Origin of the sequence: Pelosinus sp. sgz500959 (assembly GCF_042610375.1) — a bacterium.
Taxonomy (GTDB): domain Bacteria; phylum Bacillota; class Negativicutes; order DSM-13327; family DSM-13327; genus CTSoil-075.
Genome location: NZ_JBGJZL010000015.1, coordinates 51,213 through 73,977 on the forward strand (window position 1 = coordinate 51,213; position 22,765 = coordinate 73,977).

19 protein-coding genes are annotated in these 22,765 nt (G+C 37.9%); 18 read left to right on the forward strand and 1 reads right to left on the reverse strand.

Going from position 1 to position 22,765, the window contains the following annotated elements; all coding sequences use genetic code 11:
- Positions 1–10 precede the first annotated feature (10 nt).
- Genes ACAN52_RS18795 through ACAN52_RS18820 form a run of 6 tightly spaced genes read left to right on the forward strand, consistent with a single transcriptional unit; the run spans position 11 to position 6,706 of the window.
- Entirely contained in the window at positions 11–763 is a 753-nt protein-coding gene (locus ACAN52_RS18795; RefSeq protein WP_378956503.1) for an ABC transporter ATP-binding protein, read from the forward strand.
- On the forward strand, positions 756–2,390 hold the full coding sequence (locus tag ACAN52_RS18800) for an ABC transporter permease subunit (protein WP_378956504.1): 1,635 nt from the start codon (positions 756–758) through the stop codon (positions 2,388–2,390). The genes ACAN52_RS18795 and ACAN52_RS18800 overlap by 8 nt, the downstream gene beginning before the upstream one ends.
- A gap of 35 nt (positions 2,391–2,425) precedes the next feature.
- The gene (locus tag ACAN52_RS18805; protein ID WP_378956505.1) at positions 2,426–3,415 is read left to right on the forward strand and encodes an extracellular solute-binding protein; all 990 of its coding nucleotides are present in this window, start codon (positions 2,426–2,428) and stop codon (positions 3,413–3,415) included.
- A gap of 29 nt (positions 3,416–3,444) precedes the next feature.
- Positions 3,445–4,530 (forward strand): 2-aminoethylphosphonate--pyruvate transaminase, encoded by a 1,086-nt coding sequence (gene phnW, locus ACAN52_RS18810; RefSeq protein WP_378956506.1) that lies wholly within the window; start codon positions 3,445–3,447, stop codon positions 4,528–4,530.
- Positions 4,531–5,352: a phosphonoacetaldehyde hydrolase gene (phnX, locus tag ACAN52_RS18815; RefSeq protein WP_378956507.1), complete on the forward strand. Its 822-nt coding sequence runs from the start codon at positions 4,531–4,533 to the stop codon at positions 5,350–5,352.
- Positions 5,336–6,706: an aspartate aminotransferase family protein gene (locus ACAN52_RS18820; protein WP_378956508.1), complete on the forward strand. Its 1,371-nt coding sequence runs from the start codon at positions 5,336–5,338 to the stop codon at positions 6,704–6,706. Before phnX ends, ACAN52_RS18820 begins: the two co-directional genes overlap by 17 nt.
- 25 nt (positions 6,707–6,731) lie before the next feature.
- Here the strand turns inward: ACAN52_RS18820 and ACAN52_RS18825 are convergent, their stop codons facing one another.
- Positions 6,732–7,949, reverse strand: coding sequence for an MFS transporter (locus tag ACAN52_RS18825; RefSeq protein WP_378956509.1), 1,218 nt, complete (start codon positions 7,947–7,949; stop codon positions 6,732–6,734).
- Between the two features lie 432 nt (positions 7,950–8,381).
- Between ACAN52_RS18825 and ACAN52_RS18830 the strand changes: the two genes are divergently transcribed.
- The 12 genes from ACAN52_RS18830 (at position 8,382) to ACAN52_RS18885 (ending at position 22,757) form a co-directional block, all read left to right on the forward strand.
- Positions 8,382–8,468 (forward strand): potassium-transporting ATPase subunit F, encoded by an 87-nt coding sequence (locus ACAN52_RS18830; RefSeq protein WP_378956531.1) that lies wholly within the window; start codon positions 8,382–8,384, stop codon positions 8,466–8,468.
- A 1-nt stretch (position 8,469) separates the two neighbouring features.
- Positions 8,470–10,176 carry a potassium-transporting ATPase subunit KdpA gene (gene kdpA, locus ACAN52_RS18835; RefSeq protein ID WP_378956510.1) on the forward strand — a complete coding sequence of 569 codons (1,707 nt, stop codon included), beginning with the start codon at positions 8,470–8,472 and terminating at the stop codon, positions 10,174–10,176.
- Positions 10,177–10,182: 6 nt separating this feature from the next.
- A complete protein-coding gene (kdpB, locus tag ACAN52_RS18840) occupies positions 10,183–12,222 on the forward strand; it encodes a potassium-transporting ATPase subunit KdpB (RefSeq protein WP_378956511.1) in 2,040 nt (679 codons plus the stop codon).
- Between the two features lie 36 nt (positions 12,223–12,258).
- On the forward strand, positions 12,259–12,834 hold the full coding sequence (gene kdpC / locus ACAN52_RS18845; protein WP_378956512.1) for a potassium-transporting ATPase subunit KdpC: 576 nt from the start codon (positions 12,259–12,261) through the stop codon (positions 12,832–12,834).
- Between the two features lie 43 nt (positions 12,835–12,877).
- The gene (locus ACAN52_RS18850) at positions 12,878–15,619 is read left to right on the forward strand and encodes an ATP-binding protein (protein WP_378956513.1); all 2,742 of its coding nucleotides are present in this window, start codon (positions 12,878–12,880) and stop codon (positions 15,617–15,619) included.
- 3 nt (positions 15,620–15,622) lie between these two features.
- Entirely contained in the window at positions 15,623–16,309 is a 687-nt protein-coding gene (locus ACAN52_RS18855) for a response regulator (protein ID WP_378956514.1), read from the forward strand.
- Between the two features lie 278 nt (positions 16,310–16,587).
- Complete coding sequence (locus tag ACAN52_RS18860; RefSeq protein WP_378956515.1) at positions 16,588–19,755, forward strand: ABC transporter substrate binding protein; 3,168 nt, start codon at positions 16,588–16,590, stop codon at positions 19,753–19,755.
- Between the two features lie 14 nt (positions 19,756–19,769).
- Positions 19,770–20,111, forward strand: a complete 342-nt coding sequence (locus ACAN52_RS18865) for a CGGC domain-containing protein (RefSeq protein ID WP_378956516.1) — start codon at positions 19,770–19,772, stop codon at positions 20,109–20,111.
- 116 nt (positions 20,112–20,227) lie between these two features.
- Positions 20,228–20,977 carry an SDR family oxidoreductase gene (locus ACAN52_RS18870; RefSeq protein WP_378956517.1) on the forward strand — a complete coding sequence of 250 codons (750 nt, stop codon included), beginning with the start codon at positions 20,228–20,230 and terminating at the stop codon, positions 20,975–20,977.
- On the forward strand, positions 20,964–21,365 hold the full coding sequence (locus ACAN52_RS18875) for an arsenate reductase family protein (RefSeq protein ID WP_378956518.1): 402 nt from the start codon (positions 20,964–20,966) through the stop codon (positions 21,363–21,365). The genes ACAN52_RS18870 and ACAN52_RS18875 overlap by 14 nt, the downstream gene beginning before the upstream one ends.
- Before the next feature lie 59 nt (positions 21,366–21,424).
- Positions 21,425–21,850, forward strand: a complete 426-nt coding sequence (locus ACAN52_RS18880) for a GNAT family N-acetyltransferase (RefSeq protein ID WP_378956519.1) — start codon at positions 21,425–21,427, stop codon at positions 21,848–21,850.
- Positions 21,851–21,911: 61 nt separating this feature from the next.
- Positions 21,912–22,757 carry a pirin family protein gene (locus tag ACAN52_RS18885; protein WP_378956520.1) on the forward strand — a complete coding sequence of 282 codons (846 nt, stop codon included), beginning with the start codon at positions 21,912–21,914 and terminating at the stop codon, positions 22,755–22,757.
- Positions 22,758–22,765 lie beyond the last annotated feature (8 nt).

A 22,765-nucleotide genomic window follows, 5' to 3' on the forward strand; every position in this document is an offset into this window, starting at 1 on the left:
GGTGAATGTTTTGCTAGAATTAAAAAAAATCAGGAAACAATTTGATGGAAAAGTAGTGTTAGATGGAATTGATCTTGAAATTGCCAATGGTGAGATTGTTTCTATGCTCGGACCTAGCGGAAGTGGCAAAACCACATTGCTTAATATTATATTAGGTTTAACCCGAATGGATAGCGGAACAATCATTTTTAATGGCAAAGATATCAGCAAGGTTTCAATGAAAGAACGTGGATTTAACATTGTTTTTCAAGATTATGCCCTTTTTCCCAATCTTAATGCGTATAAAAATATTATTTATGGGTTGAAAAATAAGCCTGATTTAATGAGTCAAGAAGAACTTGATGGACTAATTGATTTTTTGGAGTTAGAACCTCATTTATCGAAAAAAATTGATCAGCTTTCAGGTGGGCAAAAGCAACGGGTAGCACTCGCTCGGACTTTAGCTACAAAGCCTAAGATACTCCTCTTAGATGAACCCTTAAGTGCTCTCGATGGTGTCATAAAAGAAACGATTAAGGATCGAATTAAAGCCATTACCAAAGAGTATCATTTGACCACGATTATCGTAACCCATGACCCGGAAGAAGCTTTAACAATGTCTGACAAAGTATTAATCATTGATAAAGGCCAAGTTTCTCAATTTGGTACACCAAAGCAAGTGATTCATCAACCGAAGAATAACTTTGTAGAAGAGTTTATATTGGGACAACTCAGAATAAAAAGAGATAACATTTATCATTTATTCGAAGGTTGCCATGCTTAAACAAGGATCAGAAACAAAGTTTATTTATACTACGGTTGGACTTTTTTTTATGATTTTTCTTTTTGCTCCTTTACTGACATTATTAATAAATTCTTTTAAAAGTGGAAATGGTCTAGGGTTTTTCAATTATATTTCAGTGATTGGTGATAAGGATGTTTTAGTAGCCATCAAAAATAGTATCTATATTTCAACTCTTACTGCCATGATCACAACTATTTTGGCTTTTATTCTGGCTTATGCCGTACATTGTACAAACATATATAAGCCTGTTAAAAGATTTATAAAAGTTGGAATTCTAATTCCCATGTTGTTGCCTACAATTACCTATGGCTTTGCCATTATCTATTCTTTTGGAAAACAAGGTTTATTAACTCAACTTTTTGGCAGAGAATTGTTGTCTATTTATGGAATGAATGGACTTCTAATCGGATATGTGATTTATACCTTACCTTCAGCATTTTTGTTGATTAACAATTCTTTCGGATATATTGATAAGAAATTCATGATTGTTTCAACATTGATGGGGGACGGCGCTTTAAGAAGTTTTACAAATACAATTATTCGTCCGCTCATTGGTACATTAGGAGGCGCATTTGTAGTATCGTTCATATTAAGTTTCACTGACTTTGGAATACCCGCTTCTGTGGGCGGGACCTATAGTGTGGTTGCAACTCTACTCTATCAAGTGATGTTAGGCACGATTCCAAATTTTAATAGTGGTTCTGCCATTGCTATGCTTATGTTAATACCTGCAATATTTGGAGTTTTATTCTTAAATTACCTTGAAAGATTTAATTTTCATTATGATAAAGTAAGTCAAACAGAACTCTTTAAAAATAGGATGCGTGATAGTTGTTTGGCTGGTATATCTCTGAGTATAATCCTAGGAATGATACTCATTTTTCTAGTTATGTTTATTACACCATTTGTAAATAACTTTCCCTATGATATGGGATTTACCACTCGATTTTTTAAGGACACGCTTTTTTCTACAACCCTACTCAATGTATATGAAAACTCATTATTCGTAGCCATTACTTCGGCAGTCTTCGGAACGTTTATTTCTTATGGTTCAGCTATTATTAGTGTTCGTACTCAGATGAGTCAAAAAATGAAAATGAGCATTGATATTTTCTCTATGACAACGAATACTGTGCCAGGAATGGTGCTCGGACTATCCTATTTGCTTCTTTTTAATGGGAGTGATTTAAAAGGAACATTTGCCATCATCATTATTTGCAATATTGTACATTTTTTTACAACTCCTTATCTTATGGCAAAAAATTCTCTTTCCAAAATGAATCCAGCCTGGGAGATCACGGGAGAGTTAATGGGCGACACTTGGTTCAAGACCATCATGAGAGTGATTGTTCCAAATTCCATATCAACTTTAGTAGAAATGTTTGGTTACTATTTTATCAATTCGATGGTTACAATTAGTGCAGTTATTTTTTTAGTTACGGCACGCACTTCAGTTGTAACGAGCAAAATAAAAGAACTTCAACATTTTGCTAGTTTTAATGAAATCTTTGTATTATCCATACTGATTTTTAGCACTAATCTATGTATGAAATTTTGTAGTGAGCTTTTGAATAAAAAGCTATCATTCACGCACCAACGTGGATGAAATGATAAATTAAATAAAAGGGAGATATGTACAGTATGAAAAAAATAGTCAAGAATTTGATACTCTGTTTCAGTTTAATGGCGATGTTGATTAGTTTGGCAGGATGTTCTAATAATACCAGTGCCCAGAAAGTCGTTATCTATACCAATGCAGATAAAGAAGCGGTACAAGCCATGCAAAATAGTCTTAATACTGCAGGCTATGAAGGGAAGTACGTGCTACAAAGCATGGGTACTTCTGAACTAGGTGGTAAGCTTATGGCCGAAGGTGACAAAATTGAGGCCAATTTAGTTACAATGAGTTCTTATTTTATAGAAAGTGCCGAGCAAAAACATAAAATGTTTGCCGAACTTAATTTTGAAACGAAAGCTCTTGCAAAATATCCATCCTATTATACTCCGATCCTTGCCAATACAGGTGCAATCTTTATAAACACCCAAGTCATCAAAGAGAAGGGACTTCCCATACCAAAATCCATTAAAGAGTTAACTAAAGATGAGTATAAAGGGCTCGTTTCCATTCCTAATATAATGAATTCTTCCACTGCATGGTTACTAATGCAGGCGATTATCAGCGAATATGGAGAAGTTGAAGGTAAAGTGGTTCTCAATAAGCTGATTCAAAATTGTGGTCCTCACATTGAAACGTCAGGTTCAGGTCCTATTAAAAAAGTAAGAGTTGGAGAAGTTGCAGTAGGATTTGGTCTTCGTCATCAGGCGGTAGCGGATAAAGCTGCAGGAAAACCAATCGATTATATTGATCCAATCGAAGGAAATTATACACTGACAGAATCAATTGCAGTCGTTAAAAAAGCAGATACAGCCACGACAAAACTTGCTATGGAAATGGCAAAAGTAATTATTGAGAAAGCTAGACCTGAATTAATTAAGGATTATCCTGTAGCTTTATATCAAGGTGAGGTCGTAACTGATTTAAATAAGGCTGGTAATCCAAAAGTTTTTGCTAAACCATTGACTGTGGAGCTGCTTGAAGCTCATCAAGAATTTTTCAAATCTGCAAAATAACTATTATGAAGAAATGGAGGGGGAAAGAGATGGAACAGTATAAACTTTTAACCCCAGGGCCTTTAACAACGACAAGTAGGGTTAAAGAAGAAATGCTTTTTGATCGTTGTACTTGGGATGATGAATATAAAAACATAACACAAAAAATCAGACGTCAACTTCTTGAGATCGCATCAGTATCACCTGCTGTATATACAGCGGTACTGATGCAGGGAAGTGGGAGTTTTGGTGTTGAAGCTGTATTGACAACATGTATTGGCAAAAAAGATAAATGTCTGATCATTACGAATGGCGCCTATGGCGAACGAATGGTAACTATGGCACAATATAGCGGTATTAACTATGTTGCTTATCATGTTCCGTATGACATGATTCATGATATTGGTGACATCAAAATGATTCTTGCAAGTGATGAGGCGATTACTCATATCGCAATGGTACATTGTGAAACGACAACGGGTATTCTTAATCCAATTGAAGACATTGCTCAAATTTCGAAAGAGTATGGTAAAACTTTAATTGTTGATGCCATGAGCAGTTTTGGTGGAATTGAAATCAATGTGCAGGACTTGAGCATTGATTATCTGATCAGCAGTGCCAATAAATGTATTCAAGGTGTACCAGGTTTTTGCTTTGTGGTGGCTAAGCTTGAAAAACTTTTAAATTGTCAAGGCAACTCAAGGAGTTTGTCTTTAGATTTATACGATCAGTGGAAACATATGGATAAGGATGGCAAGTGGCGTTATACTTCACCAACCCATGTTGTTGCAGCATTTTCAAAGGCTCTTGACGAATTAGTGGACGAAGGAGGAGTTTTTGCGCGAAATAAACGTTACGAAAAAAATAATAGATTGTTACGCGAAAAACTCAATCATATGGGAATTGTTGCATACCTAAAAGAAACCTTTCAATCCCCTATTATAGCAACATTCCTCTTTCCAACAGAAGAATTTGATTTTAATATGTTTTATCAGTATGTGAAGGCACGAGGTTTTGTTTTATACCCTGGTAAACTGACAGATGTAAACACTTTTCGAATTGGTACGATTGGTGAAATATACGAAGAGGATATTCTGCAATTATGCGATATAATCAAAGAATATGTGAGGGCATAAATGAGTAAAGTTGATGGTGTTATATTTGACTGGGCTGGAACTGTTGTTGATTTTGGTTGCTTTGCTCCAGTTCATGTATTTACTAAGGTTTTTAAAGCTGTAGGTATAGAAGTAAGGATCGATGAAGCGCGAGTTCCTATGGGAATGCTAAAAAGAGATCATATTAAGGCTATGTTGGAAATGCCAAGAATCAACAAACTTTGGCAAGAACAGTATGGGCAATGTTTTAGCGAAAAAGATATTGATCAATTATATTCGAATTTTGAGCCTTTACTTCTCGCTTCTCTTGCAGAGTATACAGAACCACTGCCTGAAGTAGTCAAGACAGTGCAGCTGCTTCGGGAAAAAGGGCTGAAAATTGGATCGACAACAGGTTATACAAATTCGATGATGAAAATAGTAGAAAAAGGTGCGAAAGAGAAAGGTTATGAACCGGATTTTTGGATTACGCCTGATTCTACTAATTCCTATGGAAGACCCTATCCATATATGATATTTAGAAATATGGAGGCTTTACAATTGTCCGCACCGTGGCGAGTCATTAAAATTGGCGATACGGCGGCAGATATTGCAGAAGGACTCAATGCTGGAGTTTGGTCTGTTGGAGTCATTGTTGGCAGTTCTCAGATGGGGCTCAGCTATGATGAGTTTGAAAGTCTATCAGAAATAGAGAAACAACAAACCATTAAAAATACCCAGCAAGCATTTTTAGAGTATGGTGCAGATTTTACCATAGAGACAATGAAAGATCTTCCCCCATTAATTGAACAAATTAATACTCTACTCCTAAAAGGAAAAAGACCAAATGCAAAATCAATTTGAAATAAATCGAGAAGGCGACGTTAATTCTAGCCAGCAAAGAAAAAATTGGCTGAATACTTTGGATGAAAAAAGCATAGCAGTCTTAAAAGCTGATGAAGATACGTTTATGAAACAATCCATGTCAACACCGTGCATGAATGTCATTGTCGATGCAGAAGGGTGTTATATCACTGATATAAATGGCAAAAAATATCTTGATTTTCATGGAAATAGTATTCATCAGGTTGGTTATAAGAACCCTTATGTGATCGAAGCCATTAAGAAACAGTTAGATGAGTTGCCTTTTATACCGAGAAGATACACAGGAGATATTGCGGTAACTGCTGCTAATGCACTGGTCGATAAAACCATGTCAAAAGATTATAAGGTTTTATTTACGCCATCAGGTAGCGCTGCTGTAGGGATTGCTCTTAAAGTCGCGCGTAAAATTACAGGTAGGCATAAAGTAATCTCCATGTGGGAATCCTTCCATGGAGCAGGTCTTGATTCCATCTCTGTTGGGGGGGAGTCTATCTTTCGTAAGGATATGGGACCTATGATGCCTGGAACGATAAGAGCATTACCTTATAATGCTTATCGAAATCTTATGAATAGCAATTGTCCGCAAACTGTTGCGAGATTTTCGACCGATTATATTGAATATATCATCAAAAATGAAGGCGATATAGGTGCAATCTTATTAGAACCGATCCGAGCAACGGATACCCACATTCCTCCCCAATCTTATTTTCAAAGGCTTCGTGAACTCTGTGATCAAAATGGTATACTACTTATTTTTGATGAGATTCCAACGGCTCTTGGCAGAAGTGGAGCTTTTTATGTACATCAAAATTTCAGCATTGAGCCAGATATCCTCGTACTTGGCAAAGGACTTGGTGGAGCTGTTATACCACAGGCGGCTATCCTTGTTAAAACTAAATATGACAGGGCTGAGGATATCTCATTAGGACATTACACTCATGAAAAACCAGCAGTGGGATGTGCAGCAATTTGTGCGACAATCAAATATATTGATGAAAATGGGTTACTGGATCATTGTAACAAACAATCAGAATTTGCCAGACAATGTTCAAAAAAATTGTATAATCAATATGAATGCATTGGGGATTATCGAATTGCTGGCCTTTTAATAACCTTTGAACTGGTAAAAGATCGATCTTCAAAAGAAAAAGATGATGAGCTTACTGAACAAATACTCTATTATTGCTTAAAACATGGGTTATCATTTAAGGTATCAGCTGGAAACTGTATTACGTGGCATCCGCCTCTTATTATCACAAGGGAACAATTAACATTTGCTTTTGCTGTATTTGAAGAAGGTATTAAACAGTGCAACTTGGGTCGAAGGATTTAATAACCTAATGGATAGTATTTATCCATTAGGTTATGGCCTTGTTCAGTCCTTCTAATTTGGTTCTGATTTGTGTTGATTCTACACTCCGTTTAATAAAAAAGATAACGATTGTGGTGATAGCTATGGAAATAGCCACACTATAATAGGAATAATACACTCCGATGAAATCATTTGCGATACCCATCAACATGTTCACAACCATTGCGATGAGTGTTCCGCACATTAAGATTAACCCAATTGCATAGGAAGCAGCTTCCTTAAAAACTTGATGGGCGGTTGTAATGAGTGTTGGGTAAATAATGGAATAGAAAAAACCAGCAGCAGAGAATATTAGCAAGCCACTTTCGCCAAAACTAATACCGATTGCAGACAATAGTGAAGCAAAACAGCCAAATAGTAACATGCTTTTAAAAGATCCCAGTCGATCAACGATAAAACCGCCAAAAAGTCTTCCTAATGTTTCTAAACCAAAGAACAATGCTGCGTAAAATGCCCTTCGATCTGGATTTAAATTAAATTCTTCCTTCATATAATTAACAAACCAATTGCCGATGCCGTATTCAGAAGCTAAATAGAAACCTAAGGAAAGGATATAAAAATAAAGCATTTTATTTTTCAATAAGTCTAGCTTATTATAAGAGATTGCTTCACTTTTGGGCTTATAGGGTATTTTAAGGAATAACAAATAGATAAATAATATCCCAGAGCAAATCAGCATAAAAACATAGAATGTAGGCCATTGTACACCTGTTGATAAAAGGTTGCCTACAATCTGCTGTATTGCTGTATTACTAGCTCCATATGAAAAATTTACAAAATTCATCAAAACAGCTGTTGATGCAACGGTAAGGATTGGGCCTAATGTATTGACTCCTACATTAAACATAGCCATGCCGATGTTTAAACCAAATAACCCAATAATTAAGGATATATATGTTTTACTCGTAATTAAAAGTAACAAAGAAGCCATTCCCAGTATGAAACCTAGAGATATAACTTTCTTATATCCAAATTTTTCAATCAGGATTCCTCCAATATATTGAAAGATTGCATATGCTAATAAACCAGCGGTTAAAATATACCCGATCTGCGTATTGTTTACCCCAAAATCTTCCTTGAAAAATGGTACAAAGATTCCTTTGAAGTTATCACTCATAGCAACGATGACATACATTAACACTAACAAGATGATAATTGGTACATTGTTAAATTTTGCAGACTGAATGTTCTGAGTACTTTTCATGCTAAATTCCCCTTCGTTTCCCGAATTATCCATTAATGTTATATTTACCATAAAAAAATAAACTCCTTCAAGATTGAAAAAAGAGAAGGCAAGCTGTGTGGGAAATAAAAGATATTATATATATTTATGTTTTTTTTACATGCTGATAAGATGAAGGGAATCCGTACTGGAATTTTTAATTAGGATAAGAAATCATTTATTAAATCGGTGCTAATAGGGAGAAATTTTGCTGATCTGCAAGGGCTTTAGAGTTAAGGGAAATTTCATCAGTGTTATTTTAGAATCGTCTAAACTTTGGTTTAGGCGATTATTTTTATGAAATTTCTTTATATTAGTTTTACATCTGCTGCTTTATTCCTGACACCATTTTTACCGCAATTAGAGATACAATCAATTTGTAACAAAAGCTCAGATATACGAGGAGGAAGAGTAATGGGCGATTTATGGTTGGCTGGCATATTAGGGGGACTACTTTTAGCATACTTGACTTACGTACTGTTGAAACCGGAGGAATTTTAAAATGATGAGCGATTTGATTTTATTTATCGTGTATTTGGTAGCCTTAATTCTTTTGGCGCTGCCCTTGGGGAAATATATGGCCAGTGTATTTACTGGTGAAAAAACATGGTTAGATTTTTTATTTCGTCCTGTAGAAAAAGTGATTTACCGATTGACAGGTGTGGATGAAACCAAAGAAATGACTTGGAAAGAATATGCCAAAAATTTACTTGTCTTTAACTTGTTTGGCATAGTAATGGTTTATTTGATTCAAGTACTGCAAGAGTATTTACCCTTTAATCCTGAAAGTTTATCGGGTGTATCTCCATGGCATCTTGCCTTTAATACTGCAGTCAGTTTTGTAACCAATACGAACTGGCAGGCCTATGCTGGAGAAAATACCATGAGCTATTTTACCCAGATGACTGCCTTAACGGTACAGAACTTTTTATCTGCAGCCGTAGGGCTTGCTGTGGCAGTTGCTTTTATCAGAGGTTTGACTCGGAAAACCACGTTACACATAGGAAATTTTTGGGTTGATTTAGTGCGCAGCGTAGTGTGGGTTTTATTACCTTTATCCATTGTATTTACAATGATGTTGGTTCAACAAGGTGTTTTGCAAAATTTGTCACCCTATATAACGATTGATACCTTAGAGGGGGCAAAACAAACGTTGGCGATGGGGCCGGTAGCTTCTCAGGAAGCCATTAAGATGCTCGGAGTCAATGGCGGAGGTTTCTTTAATGCTAACTCAGCCCATCCTTTTGAAAACCCCACTCCATTAAGTAATTTTTTACAGATCGTAAGTATTTTCTTGATACCTACGGCAGTAGTTTTCGTTTTTGGGCATCTTGCTCGTGATAAACGACAAGGTTATGCGGTCATAGGAGCCATGCTTCTTTTATTCGTCAGTATGTTAGCGGTAACTTATGCAAGTGAAACCTATGGTAATCCGATGATAGGGAATTTAGGAGTCAGTGGTTCTACTGTCATGGAAGGGAAAGAAGTGCGGTTTGGTATTGGAGGCACAACCTTATTTGCTACAGTGACTACAGCTGCTTCTTGTGGAGCGGTGAATGCTATGCATGATAGCTTGACACCTCTTGGCGGATTGATTCCTATGCTGCAAATGATGCTGGGAGAAGTCGTCGTCGGTGGTGTAGGATCTGGCTTTTATGGAATGATGATTTATGTCTTGTTTACGGTGTTTATTGTCGGTCTGATGGTGGGACGGACACCTGAATATTTGGGCAAAAAAATTGAAGCTTCAGAAATGCAGATGGCGACACTCGCTATTTTGATTCCATCAGTGGCTATTCTTTTTGGCAGTGCTATCGCTTCAATTACCGAAGCTGGTGTAGAGGGAATTGCCAATTCTGGTCCTCATGGTCTAAGCGAGATGCTGTATGCTTTTGCTTCTGGTGCAGCCAATAATGGCAGTGCTTTTGGTGGATTGACGGTCAATACTCCATTTTATAATCTTATGCTGTCAGTAACGATGCTGCTGGGACGTTTTGGAGTGATTCTTCCAGTCCTCGCAATTGCGGGCAGTATGGCGCAGAAGAAAATATCGCCCCCGGGACCAGGCACCTTTTCCACGACAGGAATCTTATTTGTCGGTTTATTATCTGGCGTGGTACTGATTGTGGGAGCCCTTACTTTCTTGCCGGTTCTAGCCCTTGGACCCATCGTGGAACAATTGTTAATGCTGCAGGGAGCAACCTTTTAAAGGAGCATGAGAATGATGAATAAGAAAAGTAGTTTTAACAAAGAAATTATCGTGGAGGCGGCTCGTGACGCCTTCCGCAAGCTCAATCCCCGTATACAAATGAAGAATCCTGTTATGTTTATTGTGTTCATTGGGGCAATCTTTACCACTGGTTTAATGCTTCGTGATGTACTCCAAGGTACTACAGGCAACAGTTCTTTTGCCTTGCAAATTAACTTATGGTTATGGTTTACAGTACTATTTGCAAATTTTGCCGAAGCGATTGCCGAAGGACGGGGGAAGGCTCAGGCTCAAGCTCTTAAAAGTACCCGTAGTCATACCAAAGCAAAAAAAATATCTGGAAACACTGTGGAAATCGTAGATGGGAATCAGTTGAAAAAAGGTGATTTGTTATTGATTGAAGCTGGTGATGTCATTCCAAGTGACGGTGAAGTCGTGGAGGGCATGGCGACAGTAGATGAAAGTGCTGTTACTGGTGAATCCGCTCCTGTGATTCGAGAATCAGGTGGGGATAAATCCTCAGTTACAGGTGGAACTAGAGTGTTATCCGACTGGATGAAAGTCCGTATTACGGCTAATCCTGGAGAAACGTTCTTAGATCGAATGATCTCCTTGGTAGAAGGGGCCAAACGTCAGAAAACACCTAACGAGATTGCCCTGACTATTCTACTAGTAGGTTTAACCATTATTTTTCTAGTTGCTGTTGCAACGCTAGAACCTTACGCCATTTATTCTGGATCAGCCTTGTCTGTTACCGTGCTGATCGCCTTATTGGTTTGTCTAATCCCTACCACCATTGGCGGACTCTTGTCGTCCATTGGTATCGCTGGTATGGATCGGTTATTAAAACGTAATGTTTTGGCAATGTCTGGCCGTGCCGTAGAAGCGGCTGGTGACGTCAACGTACTGTTGCTCGATAAAACAGGGACAATTACCTTAGGGAATCGTATGGCGACGGAATTTATTCCAGCCCCTGGTATTAGTGAGTCTGATATGGCTGATGCCGCCCAATTATCCTCTTTAGCAGATGAGACACCAGAAGGACGCAGTATTGTAGTGCTAGCCAAACAGAAATACAATCTGAGGGAACGGGATTTGGCGGCACTCAATGCTGAGTTTGTCCCTTTTACGGCTCAGACGCGCATGAGCGGCATGAATATGAAAGGGCGAGAAATACGAAAAGGATCTATGGAGGCAATACAAAAATACGTAGCTGAACAAGGCAGTTTTCTACCGTCTGAAGTACGTTTGACTTGCGAAACTATCGCTAAGAGCGGCGGAACACCCTTGGTTGTAGCACAAAATACTAAAGTCCTGGGTGCCATCCATTTGAAAGATATTGTAAAAGGCGGCATTAAAGAACGTTTCCGTGAATTACGGCAGATGGGTATTAAGACTGTTATGATTACAGGAGACAACCCTTTGACGGCTGCAGCTATTGCCGCTGAAGCGGGAGTCGATGATTTCTTGGCTGAAGCCACTCCAGAGGCTAAACTACAAATGATTCGTGAATACCAAGAAAAAGGTATGCTAGTGGCCATGACTGGTGATGGAACCAATGATGCTCCAGCTTTGGCTCAAGCGGATGTAGGCGTAGCGATGAATAGCGGTACTCAAGCAGCCAAAGAAGCAGGTAATATGGTTGACCTTGATTCCAATCCGACTAAATTAATTGAGATCGTTGAAATAGGTAAGCAGTTGCTGATGACGCGAGGAGCACTAACCACCTTTAGTATCGCCAATGATATAGCCAAATACTTCGCTATTATTCCGGCTATGTTTGTGGGAACTTATCCTGTACTTGGTATATTTAATATCATGAGACTGGCGACTCCAGAAAGCGCTATTTTAAGTGCTGTAGTATTTAATGCATTGATCATCGTTGCCCTCATTCCCCTTGCTTTAAGAGGAGTGAAGTACCAACCAGTGGGAGCCGACGTGATTTTGCGAAAAAATCTTGTTATCTATGGTCTTGGCGGTTTAGTTGTGCCTTTCATAGGTATTAAAATCATTGATATGATCTTGGTGGCTTTTGGGTTAGTATAATCATGACGATATTATATAAAAGGAAAGGGAACTGATATGTGGAAAACATTAATAGGCGCTATAAAGATGTTATTAGTATTAACAATAATAACAGGTGTCCTTTATCCTCTAGGAATGACTGGCCTAGCTCAATTACTATTTCCCAGCCAAGCAAATGGTTCTATGCTGGTTCAAAATGGGAAGCTCGTTGGATCTAAACTTATCGGTCAGAACTTTAGTGATCCGGGGTATTTTCATGGCCGACCGTCTGCAGCTGGTGCTGATGGCTATGATGGGTCCTCATCTTCTGGATCAAACCTTGGGCCGACTAGTCAAAAATTGAAAGATGACGTATTGGAACGAGTAAGGAATGAACGTGAACAGAATCAGTTATCTGAAGGCGATCGTGTTCCTAGCGACTTAGTATTGGCATCAGCTAGCGGTCTTGATCCGCACATTACACCTGATGCTGCATATATGCAAGTCAAGCGAGTCGCCAAAGCACGAGGAATTTCTCCTGAAGAGGTACGCATTCTTGTAAGTGAACATATAGAAGGGCAGCAAGTCGGATTTCTTGGAGCTACAAGAGTTAATGTATTAGAATTGAATATGGCACTTGATACTTTGAAGTGATAAATTCTTAGGGAAAATATAAGGTCTCTTTAGGAGGTGTATTATGGTGAAGGAAAGAGAAGATAGACGTCCGAGCCCCGATGAACTATTACAAAAGATTAGCAAAGAAGCAAACGGTAAACTTACTGTATTTTTAGGTGCAGTCGCTGGTGTAGGGAAAACATATACTATGCTAGAGGCTGCACACGATAGACTCGCTGAGGGGGTAAATATAGTCATTGGTTGGGTGGAGACTCATGGTCGTGTGGAAACGGAAAAATTAATTGCTGGTCTGCCGCGTATTGCTCCTCGAGAAATTGAATATCGGGATAAGTTATTGCAAGAAATGGATATAGATGCCATTCTTGAGCAAAAGCCGGATATTGTATTGGTTGACGAACTAGCACATACTAACATCCCCGGTTCTCGTCATGTTCGGCGTTTTCAAGATGTTGAAGAGTTAATAAATAATGGAATTCATGTTTATACAACAATCAACATCCAGCATATGGAAAGCCTAAATGATATAGTGGCGCAAATTACTGGAGTGATTGTCCGAGAAACTGTTCCCGATCATATTTTGGAAGAGGCTAATAGTATACAACTGATTGATATACCTCCTGAAGAACTGATCAAGAGATTGAAAGAAGGAAAAGTATACATTCCAGGCCAGGCAGAGCAGGCTCTAAAAAAGTTTTTTCGACCAGGGAATATTAATGCCTTGCGAGAATTATCCCTACGGTTTACGGCTAGTCGTGTAGATCAGGATTTAGCCGAATATATGAAACAAGAAAAGATTGAAGGACCATGGCCTGCTTCTGGCAGAGTCATGGTCTGTGTCAGTGCCAGTCCTTTCTCAGCTCAGCTTATCCGTGCCGCTCGCCGTTTGGCAGGCGGCTTACGTGCTGAGTTGCTTGCTGTGCATATTGAAACACCAAAACGTCCTTTTCCTATGGGTGATAAGGAAAGAGATCGGGTAGCGCGCAATTTACGCCTTGCAGAAGAACTTGGTGGTAAAACAATGACTGTTGTAGGCAAAGAGTTAACGGTCGAAATACTCGATATAGCTCGTACTCATAATGTAACGGCCATCGTTATTGGGAAACCACATCACAGTCGAATATGGGAATTTATACATGGGTCAGTAGTCGATACGTTGATAAGAAACAGTGGTAATATTAACGTATATGTTATTCAAGGTACAGAAGAAAAAAATGAGGAAAAGGCAATTAAAGTCGGAATTAGGACGGCTTTGCCTACTGTACAACCAGTGCCTCTAGTTCAATATGTCGGTGGTCTGAGCATGGCAGCAGGGATAACCGCTGTTAGTTGGATGCTGAAAAGTCAGATTGAAATTGTTAATATTGCTTTATTATATTTAGTACCAGTTTTTTTTACAGCTTTTTGGTGGGGGCGATTGCCGTCGTATCTAACAGCATTGGCTAGCGTATTGGCTTATGATTTTTTATTTATTCCCCCCATTTTTACTTTTTCTGTATCTGATATTCAATCGATTTGGAGTTTTGTTATTTTTTTATTAGTATCATTTTTCATTGGTGGACGGACGGAATTATTGCGCTCGGAGGCTAGAACCGCCCGGCAGCGTGAAAAAAGTATCCGTGCTCTTTATGATTTTAGTCGTGAAATTGCTGGTGTTGTGGATTTAGATCGAATTGTACAGAAATTAGCCAGTCATATGGGGGAAAACCTTGGGCGGTCTATCCGTGTACTTTTGCCAGATAGCAGGGATGTATTGATGGTTCAGGGATACCATAATAATGAAAGTACTCACGAGGGTATAGAGGAACAGCTTTTATCAGAGTCTGAATATGCTGTAGCAGTTTGGGCGTATCAGCATGGTCAAGTAGCTGGTCGATCGACGGATACTTTACCTGGTGGTCAATATTTGTATATTCCTCTTATGACTGGGGATAAGGTAGTCGGTATATTTGGTGCAAAGCTTGACCGGCAAAGGCAAAGCGTGACACTGGAAGAACGGCAGCTTATGAATGCCTGGGTAAGTTTTGCAGCCATTGCAGTAGAAAGAGTAAAACTAACGGAACAAGCTAGCCAAACAGCTTTATTAGTCGAAGCTGATAAATTACGAAGTGCATTATTAAATTCTATTTCTCACGAATTACGCACTCCTTTGTCGACAATCGTTGGTGCGGCATCCATGCTTTTGGATACCAAAGTTGATTATAGTCATGAAACGCGTCATGATCTTTTGGAAAGTATTCAGGAAGGTTCAAGTCGAATGGAGCGAGTGGTGATTAATTTGCTTGATACCGCTCGTATGGAAAATGGCATGCTACACATAAAGAACGATTGGTGTGATATTGAGGATATTATAGGTGCATCCTTGCGGCGGATTGGCGAGGCGACTCAAAAATATGTAATTAAAACTGAGTTGGCACCGGAATTGACCTTGATTCGTGCTGATTTTGTTCTTTTGGAGCAAGTTATGGTTAATTTGATTGATAATGCCATGAAATATTCTCATTTGGGCAGTACAATTATCATTACTGCTTTTCAAGAGGGGGAACATATCAAGATAACGGTTCTAGATAATGGGATAGGGATACCCAAAGAAGAACTGCCCTATATTTTTGAAAAATTTTATCGGGTAAAACAACCACGGAAAATTGCTGGGACTGGACTAGGATTATCCATTTGTAAAAGTATTGTAGAAGCTCATAATGGACAAATATGGGCAGAAAATCGGTTGAGCAAAGGTGCGGCAATTAGCTTTACTGTGCCGATCCGAGGAGACGGCGTGACAATTCCAATAGAGGTAGGTGACTGACATATGGAAAACGGAGCGAGAATCTTAGTCATTGATGATGAATCACAAATTCGCAAATTGTTAAGTGTTTCATTAAAAGCCTATGGTTTTATAATCGATGAAGCAACATCTGGGCAAGATGGTATTAATCGAGCAGCCTTTTTTAAACCGGATTTGATGATTGTTGATCTTGGGTTACCCGATCGAGATGGTAAGGAAATTGTCCGTGAAATTAGGGAGTGGTCAAGTGCTCCAATTATTATATTGACAGCTCGCGATCAGGAAAAAGAAAAAATTGATGCGTTGGATGCTGGTGCTGATGATTATATAACTAAACCCTTTAGTATGGGGGAACTTATGGCAAGGATACGTGTTTGCGTAAGAAGGATGACAGCCGGTGAGAGTGAGTCTTCACTGAACTGTGGCGGGTTATCTATCGATTTAATAAAACGGCATGTGACAGTGGATGGACATGAAGTAAAACTGACTCCTACGGAATATGAAATTATTAAGCTTTTGGCTCAACATGCAGGGCGGGTATTAACCCATAAGCAATTGTTGAAAGCGGTTTGGGGGAATTCCTATAATGATGATACTCATTATGTTCGTATTTATGTTGGACAGTTAAGGCGAAAGATTGAAAAAGATCCTACTCAACCTCAGTATATTATTACAGAATCTGGAATCGGTTATCGGCTGATGGGCCAATAAAACAAATTGATTTTACGGGTTTATATGGATGATTAAAATTAGTCTAGACTTTGGTTTAGGCTAATTTTATATTTAGAAGGTTTTTATGTAAAAGTATAGAAGTGTATATTTCCCAAAAAANAACAAATTGATTTTACGGGTTTATATGGATGATTAAAATTAGTCTAGACTTTGGTTTAGGCTAATTTTATATTTAGAAGGTTTTTATGTAAAAGTATAGAAGTGTATATTTACCAAAAAAGTTTAGGCAGGCTGACATCGTATACGGAGGTATCTTAGTGATAGGATTCAAAAAAATTTGCGGATTGAGCCTTATCCCATTGCTGCTAACTGGAATGTTAGTTCAATATTGTTATGCAGAGAAAGTCAGTCAGACCAAAAAAGTTTTAATCCTTTATTCCTATGGTTCGGACATTCCTGTACAGGCTTTATTCACGCGTGGCCTTCAAAGTCAATTTGAACATGATGCTCCTGAAAAAATTGATTATGTATATGAATATCTTGAGATGGGGAGGTATGCGTCTAATAAAGACTATAGTGAGAATTTGTCTCGGTTCCTTAAAGAAAAGTATGCGCTGGATCCCCCAGATTTGATTATTACTCATTTTGTATCGGCAGCAGATTTTATGATTCAGTATGGAGAAAAAACCTTTCCTGGTGTACCAACAGTACTTGGCTTTTATGAGAGGGAGCAAGAAATCCATTCGAATTTACCAGCTAATTATTTTGATGTGGCTGGAACCTATGGTATGAAGAATGCAGTCAATTTGATTCTTCAAGCTCAGCCCACTACACAAAAGATCTATGTCGTTGTTGGTGATTCAGAAAGGGAACGCAAAGTAGTAGAACAATCGATTGATGAGTTTGCAAGTTTTACTGACAAAATAGAATTTGTTTATTTAAATAAATTACCATTTGATCAAATGCTAGAGACTATAAAAAATATTGATGATCATTCTGTGATTTTATATTTATTTTTGTTTCGCGATGTTGCAGGCAATGCTTTCATTCCAGGTGATGCTTTGAAAAAGATGTACCAAGTAGCGCCAGTGCCGATTTATGGTTCTGTATCATCTTTTGTAGGTCAGGGATCGATCGGAGGCTATATGGCAAGTCAGGAACTTCTTGGTAAGAAGGTAGGGGAAGTAGCAAACAATGTGCTGCAAGGCAATCTAACCGCCCACGCTCCAGCGAGCAAGACCGCTGCGGCAGAATACATTTTTGATTGGAGAGAAATGAAGCGGTGGGGTATTTCTGAAAAAAACTTACCATTAGGAAGTAAGATTTTATACAAAGAGCCGACGATTTGGGAAACTTATCGCTGGCATGTTTTCGGAGCAACATTGCTCGTATTTTTTGAAGCAGTTCTTGTAGGGCTACTGTTAAGAAATCGTCTCAGGCGGAAAAAAGATGAAAAAGAAATTCGTCTGTTAAATGCTTATTTAGTTGAAAATATGAAGACTCAACAAGAGATTAATGCAACGCTCGAGGAAGAGATCATGGAGCGGCAAGCAACAGAGGAATCTTTGCAGGAAACACGCGCTATATTACAGGCTGCATTGGATAATTGTCAAGCTGGTATCGCAATTGTGGATGCTCCAGATGGAAAATTACGCTATTTAAATAAAGCTGGGCGATTAATTAGTCACCAGTCTGAAGACTATTTTTATCAAAATATTAATGATTATCTTGCTAATTGGAATATTTTTCATGACAATGGAACACCATTTGAATATAATGAAATTCCTTTGGTCAGGGCAATCCGTTATGGTGAGGCTTGTAGCGATGAATTTATGATACGGCGAGAAGGTTTTAAAGACCTTGCGATATGGGCGAATGCAGCACCCATAATGGATGAAGCGGGAAAAATAAAAGCAGGAATTATTATTTTTCTTGATATATCTGAACGCAAGAGAATTCAAGAAGCATTAGTAAAAGCCAAGGAAGAAGCAGAACAGGCCAATGCTGCAAAGAGTCAATTTCTTGCTAATATGTCCCATGAAATCAGAACGCCAATGAATGGAATCATTGGGATGACAGATATCACTTTACTGACAGATTTGCAAGAACAACAACGAGAATATTTAACTATTGTAAAAGCGTCAACTATATCACTGCTGCGAGTATTAAATGATATTTTGGATTATTCGAAAATTGAAGCTGGTAAAATTGATTTAGAAGAGGCTGCTTTTGATGTTCGAAAAATAATAAATGAAGTGATGGATTTATTTGCGATTGCAGCAAAGCAAAAGGGTTTGTATCTTGCAGTGAAAATTCATCAAGACATACCGCAGACAATCATTGGCGATTCTGTTCGCTTGCGACAAGTGCTTTCGAATTTAGTAGGTAATGGAATTAAATTTACATCCCAAGGTAAAGTCGAGATTGAGATTGGTATTGAAAAAAAATATAAGGATAAAGTGAAATTGATGTTTATGGTGACAGATACAGGAATTGGAATTTCGGATGCAAAACTTGAAAAGTTATTTAAACGATTTAGTCAGGTTGATGAGTCAAATACTAGAAGATTTGGCGGAACAGGACTTGGACTTGCCATTTCAAAAAAACTGATTGAAATCATGAATGGAGAAATTGGAGTAGAAAGTAAAGAAGGAATAGGAAGCCGTTTTTTCTTTACAGCTGTATTTGGCGTTAATAATCAATTAAAAGTTATGAATAAAGAGGAGGTTGATTGCGAATTGATTCAGTATGAAAATCGAGAGATTAAAACAATATTACTTGCTGAAGATGATCTAGTCAGTAGAAATATGGTTACAATTATTTTACAGAAAAATGGTTTTAAAGTGATAGCAGTAGAAAATGGGAATGAAGCTGTTTTGGCATTTGAAAGAGAAAATATTGATGTGATATTGATGGATATTAATATGCCTTATCTAGATGGTTATTCTGCAACGGCCATGATTCGAAATAAAGAAAAAAAGATGAATTTTCGCACGCCGATTATCGCGATGACTGCTTATGCTTTAAAAGGCGATCGAGAAAAATGCTTAGAAGCAGGAATGGATGATTATATTAGTAAACCAATCAATATTAGCGAAGTAATTGAAGTGGTTCAAAAATATGTAAATATGCGGGTTAACGAGCCTAATCAGCTCGAAGATAATACTATTTTCGAGACAACGCTCGGTGCTCTCATGGAAGCCACTGGTTTAGATAAAGAAACAAGTGAAATGATACTCCTAAAATTCTGTGAGCAAGCAGATCAGTTGATCAGTGATATTAAACACCATATTTTTGAAAAAAACTTTGAAGCAGCAGCAAGTCTTCTCCATCGTCTAAAAGGCTCTGCCGGAAATGTAAGGGCAAAAGAGATAGCGGAGCAAGCCTTGTTGGCTGAAGAAAAAATAAAAAATGTGGACCTTGAAACCTTTGAAGAGTTATTCGCAAACTTAGAAAGACGACTAAAGGAATTAATGAAAATATAAGTATGAGGTGATTTATGAAAATTGCTATATTAGTTCGAGAAGAAACCATGGAGCGTTGTACAGGTCGAGGTTGTTTGAATGCTTTTTTTCAGAAAAAAGATGCTTTTGAGAGATATGAGGGTGAAATAGAACTTGTTGCTTTTTCACACGCTGATGGTGATATTGACCGTAAAATTGAGACAATGATTAAAAATGGTGTGGATGTGGTTCATTTGTCTTCTTGCATGCGAAGTAAAGCGTCAAATTATGAGATGTTGGCAAAGCGGCTTGGAGAACATTTCGATGTTGTTGGATATACTCATGGATCTGAAGAAGGTAAGATGAAAAATACAATAACCATATCCTCTCCTCGATAGTATTAGGGTTAATTTATTCAACTTACTCAATCGATAATAAGCTATGAATCTTGTTGATCGTGTGATGGAATTGTCAATACTGAAGGATTTAAATTGGATACGGATAGGGGAAGAATATGAAGTATACTGATAAAATTATTTTGGTAACGGGTGGTGCTAATGGTATTGGCAAAGTGATCAGCCAAGAATATTTAAAATTAGGGGCAACTGTGATTGTCGCAGATATAGATGAAAAAAATGGTAAAGTGCTAGTCAATCAATATATAGAAAATGGGCATAAAGCTATTTTTTATCAAATTGATTTACAGGATAGTCTGCAAATTAGAAGTATGTTTAAAAAGATTATTGAAACATATCACAAAATCGATATTCTAATCAACAATGCCGGAAAAGGTATTTTTAAATCTATCTATGAATTGACAATTGAAGAATGGGATGAAGTGATCAATCTCAATTTGAGAGCTGCATTTATTGCTGCTCAGGAATTTGCAAAATATTGCCGGGGAAATGATTATGGTAGAATTGTAAACATTGCCTCTACACGTTATCTGATGTCTGAACCAAACTCTGAAGCTTACGCTGCATCAAAAGGGGGAATCGTATCACTAAGTCATGCTCTAGCTCTCTCCCTTGGTTCTGAGAATATTACCGTGAATGCCATCAGTCCAGGGTGGATTGAAAATAATAATTACGACATATTAACGAAAAATGATCATCTGCAACATCCCGCTAAACGTGTGGGAAAACCAGAAGATATTTTTAGAGCGTGCTTATTTTTGACTGATGAAAAAAATGATTTTATCACTGGTCAGAATATTGTTATTGATGGTGGTATGACTAAGAAAATGATTTATGTTGAATCGTGAAGAGAGATTAGATTATGAAAGCGAGGATACTGTAGTGAAATATCAATTTATATATTATCCGAAATGTACTACTTGTCAAAAAGCGAAAAAGTGGTTAGATGACAATGGTATTATCTATGAAGAGCAGAATATTAAAGAACAAAATCCGACGGTCGCTGAATTAGAAGAATGGCACACGAAAAGTAAGCTACCTCTAAAAAAATTCTTTAATACAAGTGGACTCGTGTATAAAGGATTAGGACTAAAAGATAAGTTATCAACTATGTCTGAGGCTGAACAACTTGCCTTGCTTGCCACTGATGGAATGCTTGTCAAGCGTCCGATTTTAATTGCTGGTGATGGAGTTTTTGTAGGATTTAAGGAAGTTGACTGGGCGAAAATTAAATAAAGTATGTAGTTAGGCATTATTATCGATGTACAATTGAGTGAGTCAGGGGTAAAAGAACAATGGAAATTAAGAAGATCTCAATGGAAGAAACATGGAATTTGCGGCAAAAAGTCATGTGGCCGACGAAAAGTATTGACTATGTGAAGCTAAAAGACGATGATCGAGGGATTCATTATGGCGGTTTTATTGAAAATAGACTTATCTCAGTTATTTCTCTATTTCTCCATGACAAAGAAGCTCAATTTCGTAAATTTGCTACATGCATTGTAATGCAAAATCGAGGCTATGGAACTCAATTATTAGAATATATGTTAGCAGAGGCTAACCATATGGGAGTGAATCGCATATGGTGCCATGCAAGAATGGACAAAGTGTCTTTTTACCAGCGTTTTGGTTTGGAGAAAATAGGGGACAGTTTTGAACGGGATGGGAAGCAATATGTACTCATGTCGAAATACTTAGGCTCTCATGAAATAAAAGATTAAATTTATGAATATTTTTTCTAAGTTTTAATCTGATATATTACGATAAGGGAGGATGTTACAGATGAGTTCGATACGAAAAATACGTAGAATTGTGACTGGCTCTAGTCAAATTGATGGTGCGGGAGTAAAATTGGTGCGAGTTATCGGTCATGGGGATACTCAGGAGTTTGATCCATTTTTAATGTTAGATGCTTTTGATTCTCGCGATCCTAAAGACTATATCAAAGGTTTTCCCTGGCATCCTCACCGAGGGATTGAAACTGTGACCTATTTAATTGCTGGTAATGTTGAACATCGCGACAGCTTAAACAACAAAGGCAGCATCCTTGATGGATGCTGCCAATGGATGACGGCTGGTGGTGGAATTCTTCATCAAGAAATGCCTCAACCTTCGAAGCGGATGCTTGGTGTTCAGCTTTGGCTTAATCTTCCTCGCAAAGATAAAATGACGAGGCCCCAGTATCGGGATATTTCAGCATCCATGATTCCTAAAATACAAGAAGAGGGGTGTACGATCGGTATTATCTCCGGAAGTTATGGAGATAAAAAAGGAGCAACACAGGGGGATTATGTAAAAACATTATTCTTAGATGTAGAATTAGCACCAGGAAAGGAATGGAGCATGGCAACGGATATAGAGGAAACATTATTTATCTATATCGTTGAAGGATCAGGTTGTTTTGATACTGAAATGCAAACTGTAATTGAGAGTCATAAGGCAGTGCTGTTTGAAAATAGTGAACAGTTTTTTGCCCGTGCAAGTGACCATGGTATGCGTTTTCTACTCTTTTCAGGACAACCGCTTCAAGAACCGATTGCCTGGGGTGGACCGATTGTCATGAATACGCGAGAGGAATTGCAACAAGCCTTTCGCGAAATTGATAATGGAACTTTTATTAAAAAGTAAGGAAATAT

Excerpts from the sequence above, each read along its gene's own strand:
- ACAN52_RS18805 (WP_378956505.1), top strand. The coding sequence starts at position 2,426 with ATGAAAAAAATAGTCAAGAATTTGATACTCTGTTTCAGTTTAATGGCG.
- ACAN52_RS18865 (WP_378956516.1), top strand. The coding sequence starts at position 19,770 with ATGAAAATTGCTATATTAGTTCGAGAAGAAACCATGGAGCGTTGTACA.
- kdpC (WP_378956512.1), top strand. The coding sequence starts at position 12,259 with ATGTGGAAAACATTAATAGGCGCTATAAAGATGTTATTAGTATTAACA.
- phnX (WP_378956507.1), top strand. The coding sequence starts at position 4,531 with ATGAGTAAAGTTGATGGTGTTATATTTGACTGGGCTGGAACTGTTGTT.
- ACAN52_RS18850 (WP_378956513.1), top strand. The coding sequence starts at position 12,878 with ATGGTGAAGGAAAGAGAAGATAGACGTCCGAGCCCCGATGAACTATTA.
- ACAN52_RS18830 (WP_378956531.1), top strand. The coding sequence starts at position 8,382 with ATGGGCGATTTATGGTTGGCTGGCATATTAGGGGGACTACTTTTAGCA.
- ACAN52_RS18885 (WP_378956520.1), top strand. The coding sequence starts at position 21,912 with ATGAGTTCGATACGAAAAATACGTAGAATTGTGACTGGCTCTAGTCAA.
- phnW (WP_378956506.1), top strand. The coding sequence starts at position 3,445 with ATGGAACAGTATAAACTTTTAACCCCAGGGCCTTTAACAACGACAAGT.
- ACAN52_RS18880 (WP_378956519.1), top strand. The coding sequence starts at position 21,425 with ATGGAAATTAAGAAGATCTCAATGGAAGAAACATGGAATTTGCGGCAA.
- ACAN52_RS18870 (WP_378956517.1), top strand. The coding sequence starts at position 20,228 with ATGAAGTATACTGATAAAATTATTTTGGTAACGGGTGGTGCTAATGGT.
- ACAN52_RS18855 (WP_378956514.1), top strand. The coding sequence starts at position 15,623 with ATGGAAAACGGAGCGAGAATCTTAGTCATTGATGATGAATCACAAATT.
- ACAN52_RS18875 (WP_378956518.1), top strand. The coding sequence starts at position 20,964 with ATGTTGAATCGTGAAGAGAGATTAGATTATGAAAGCGAGGATACTGTA.
- ACAN52_RS18820 (WP_378956508.1), top strand. The coding sequence starts at position 5,336 with ATGCAAAATCAATTTGAAATAAATCGAGAAGGCGACGTTAATTCTAGC.
- kdpB (WP_378956511.1), top strand. The coding sequence starts at position 10,183 with ATGAGAATGATGAATAAGAAAAGTAGTTTTAACAAAGAAATTATCGTG.
- ACAN52_RS18800 (WP_378956504.1), top strand. The coding sequence starts at position 756 with ATGCTTAAACAAGGATCAGAAACAAAGTTTATTTATACTACGGTTGGA.
- ACAN52_RS18825 (WP_378956509.1), bottom strand. The coding sequence starts at position 7,949 with ATGAAAAGTACTCAGAACATTCAGTCTGCAAAATTTAACAATGTACCA.
- kdpA (WP_378956510.1), top strand. The coding sequence starts at position 8,470 with ATGATGAGCGATTTGATTTTATTTATCGTGTATTTGGTAGCCTTAATT.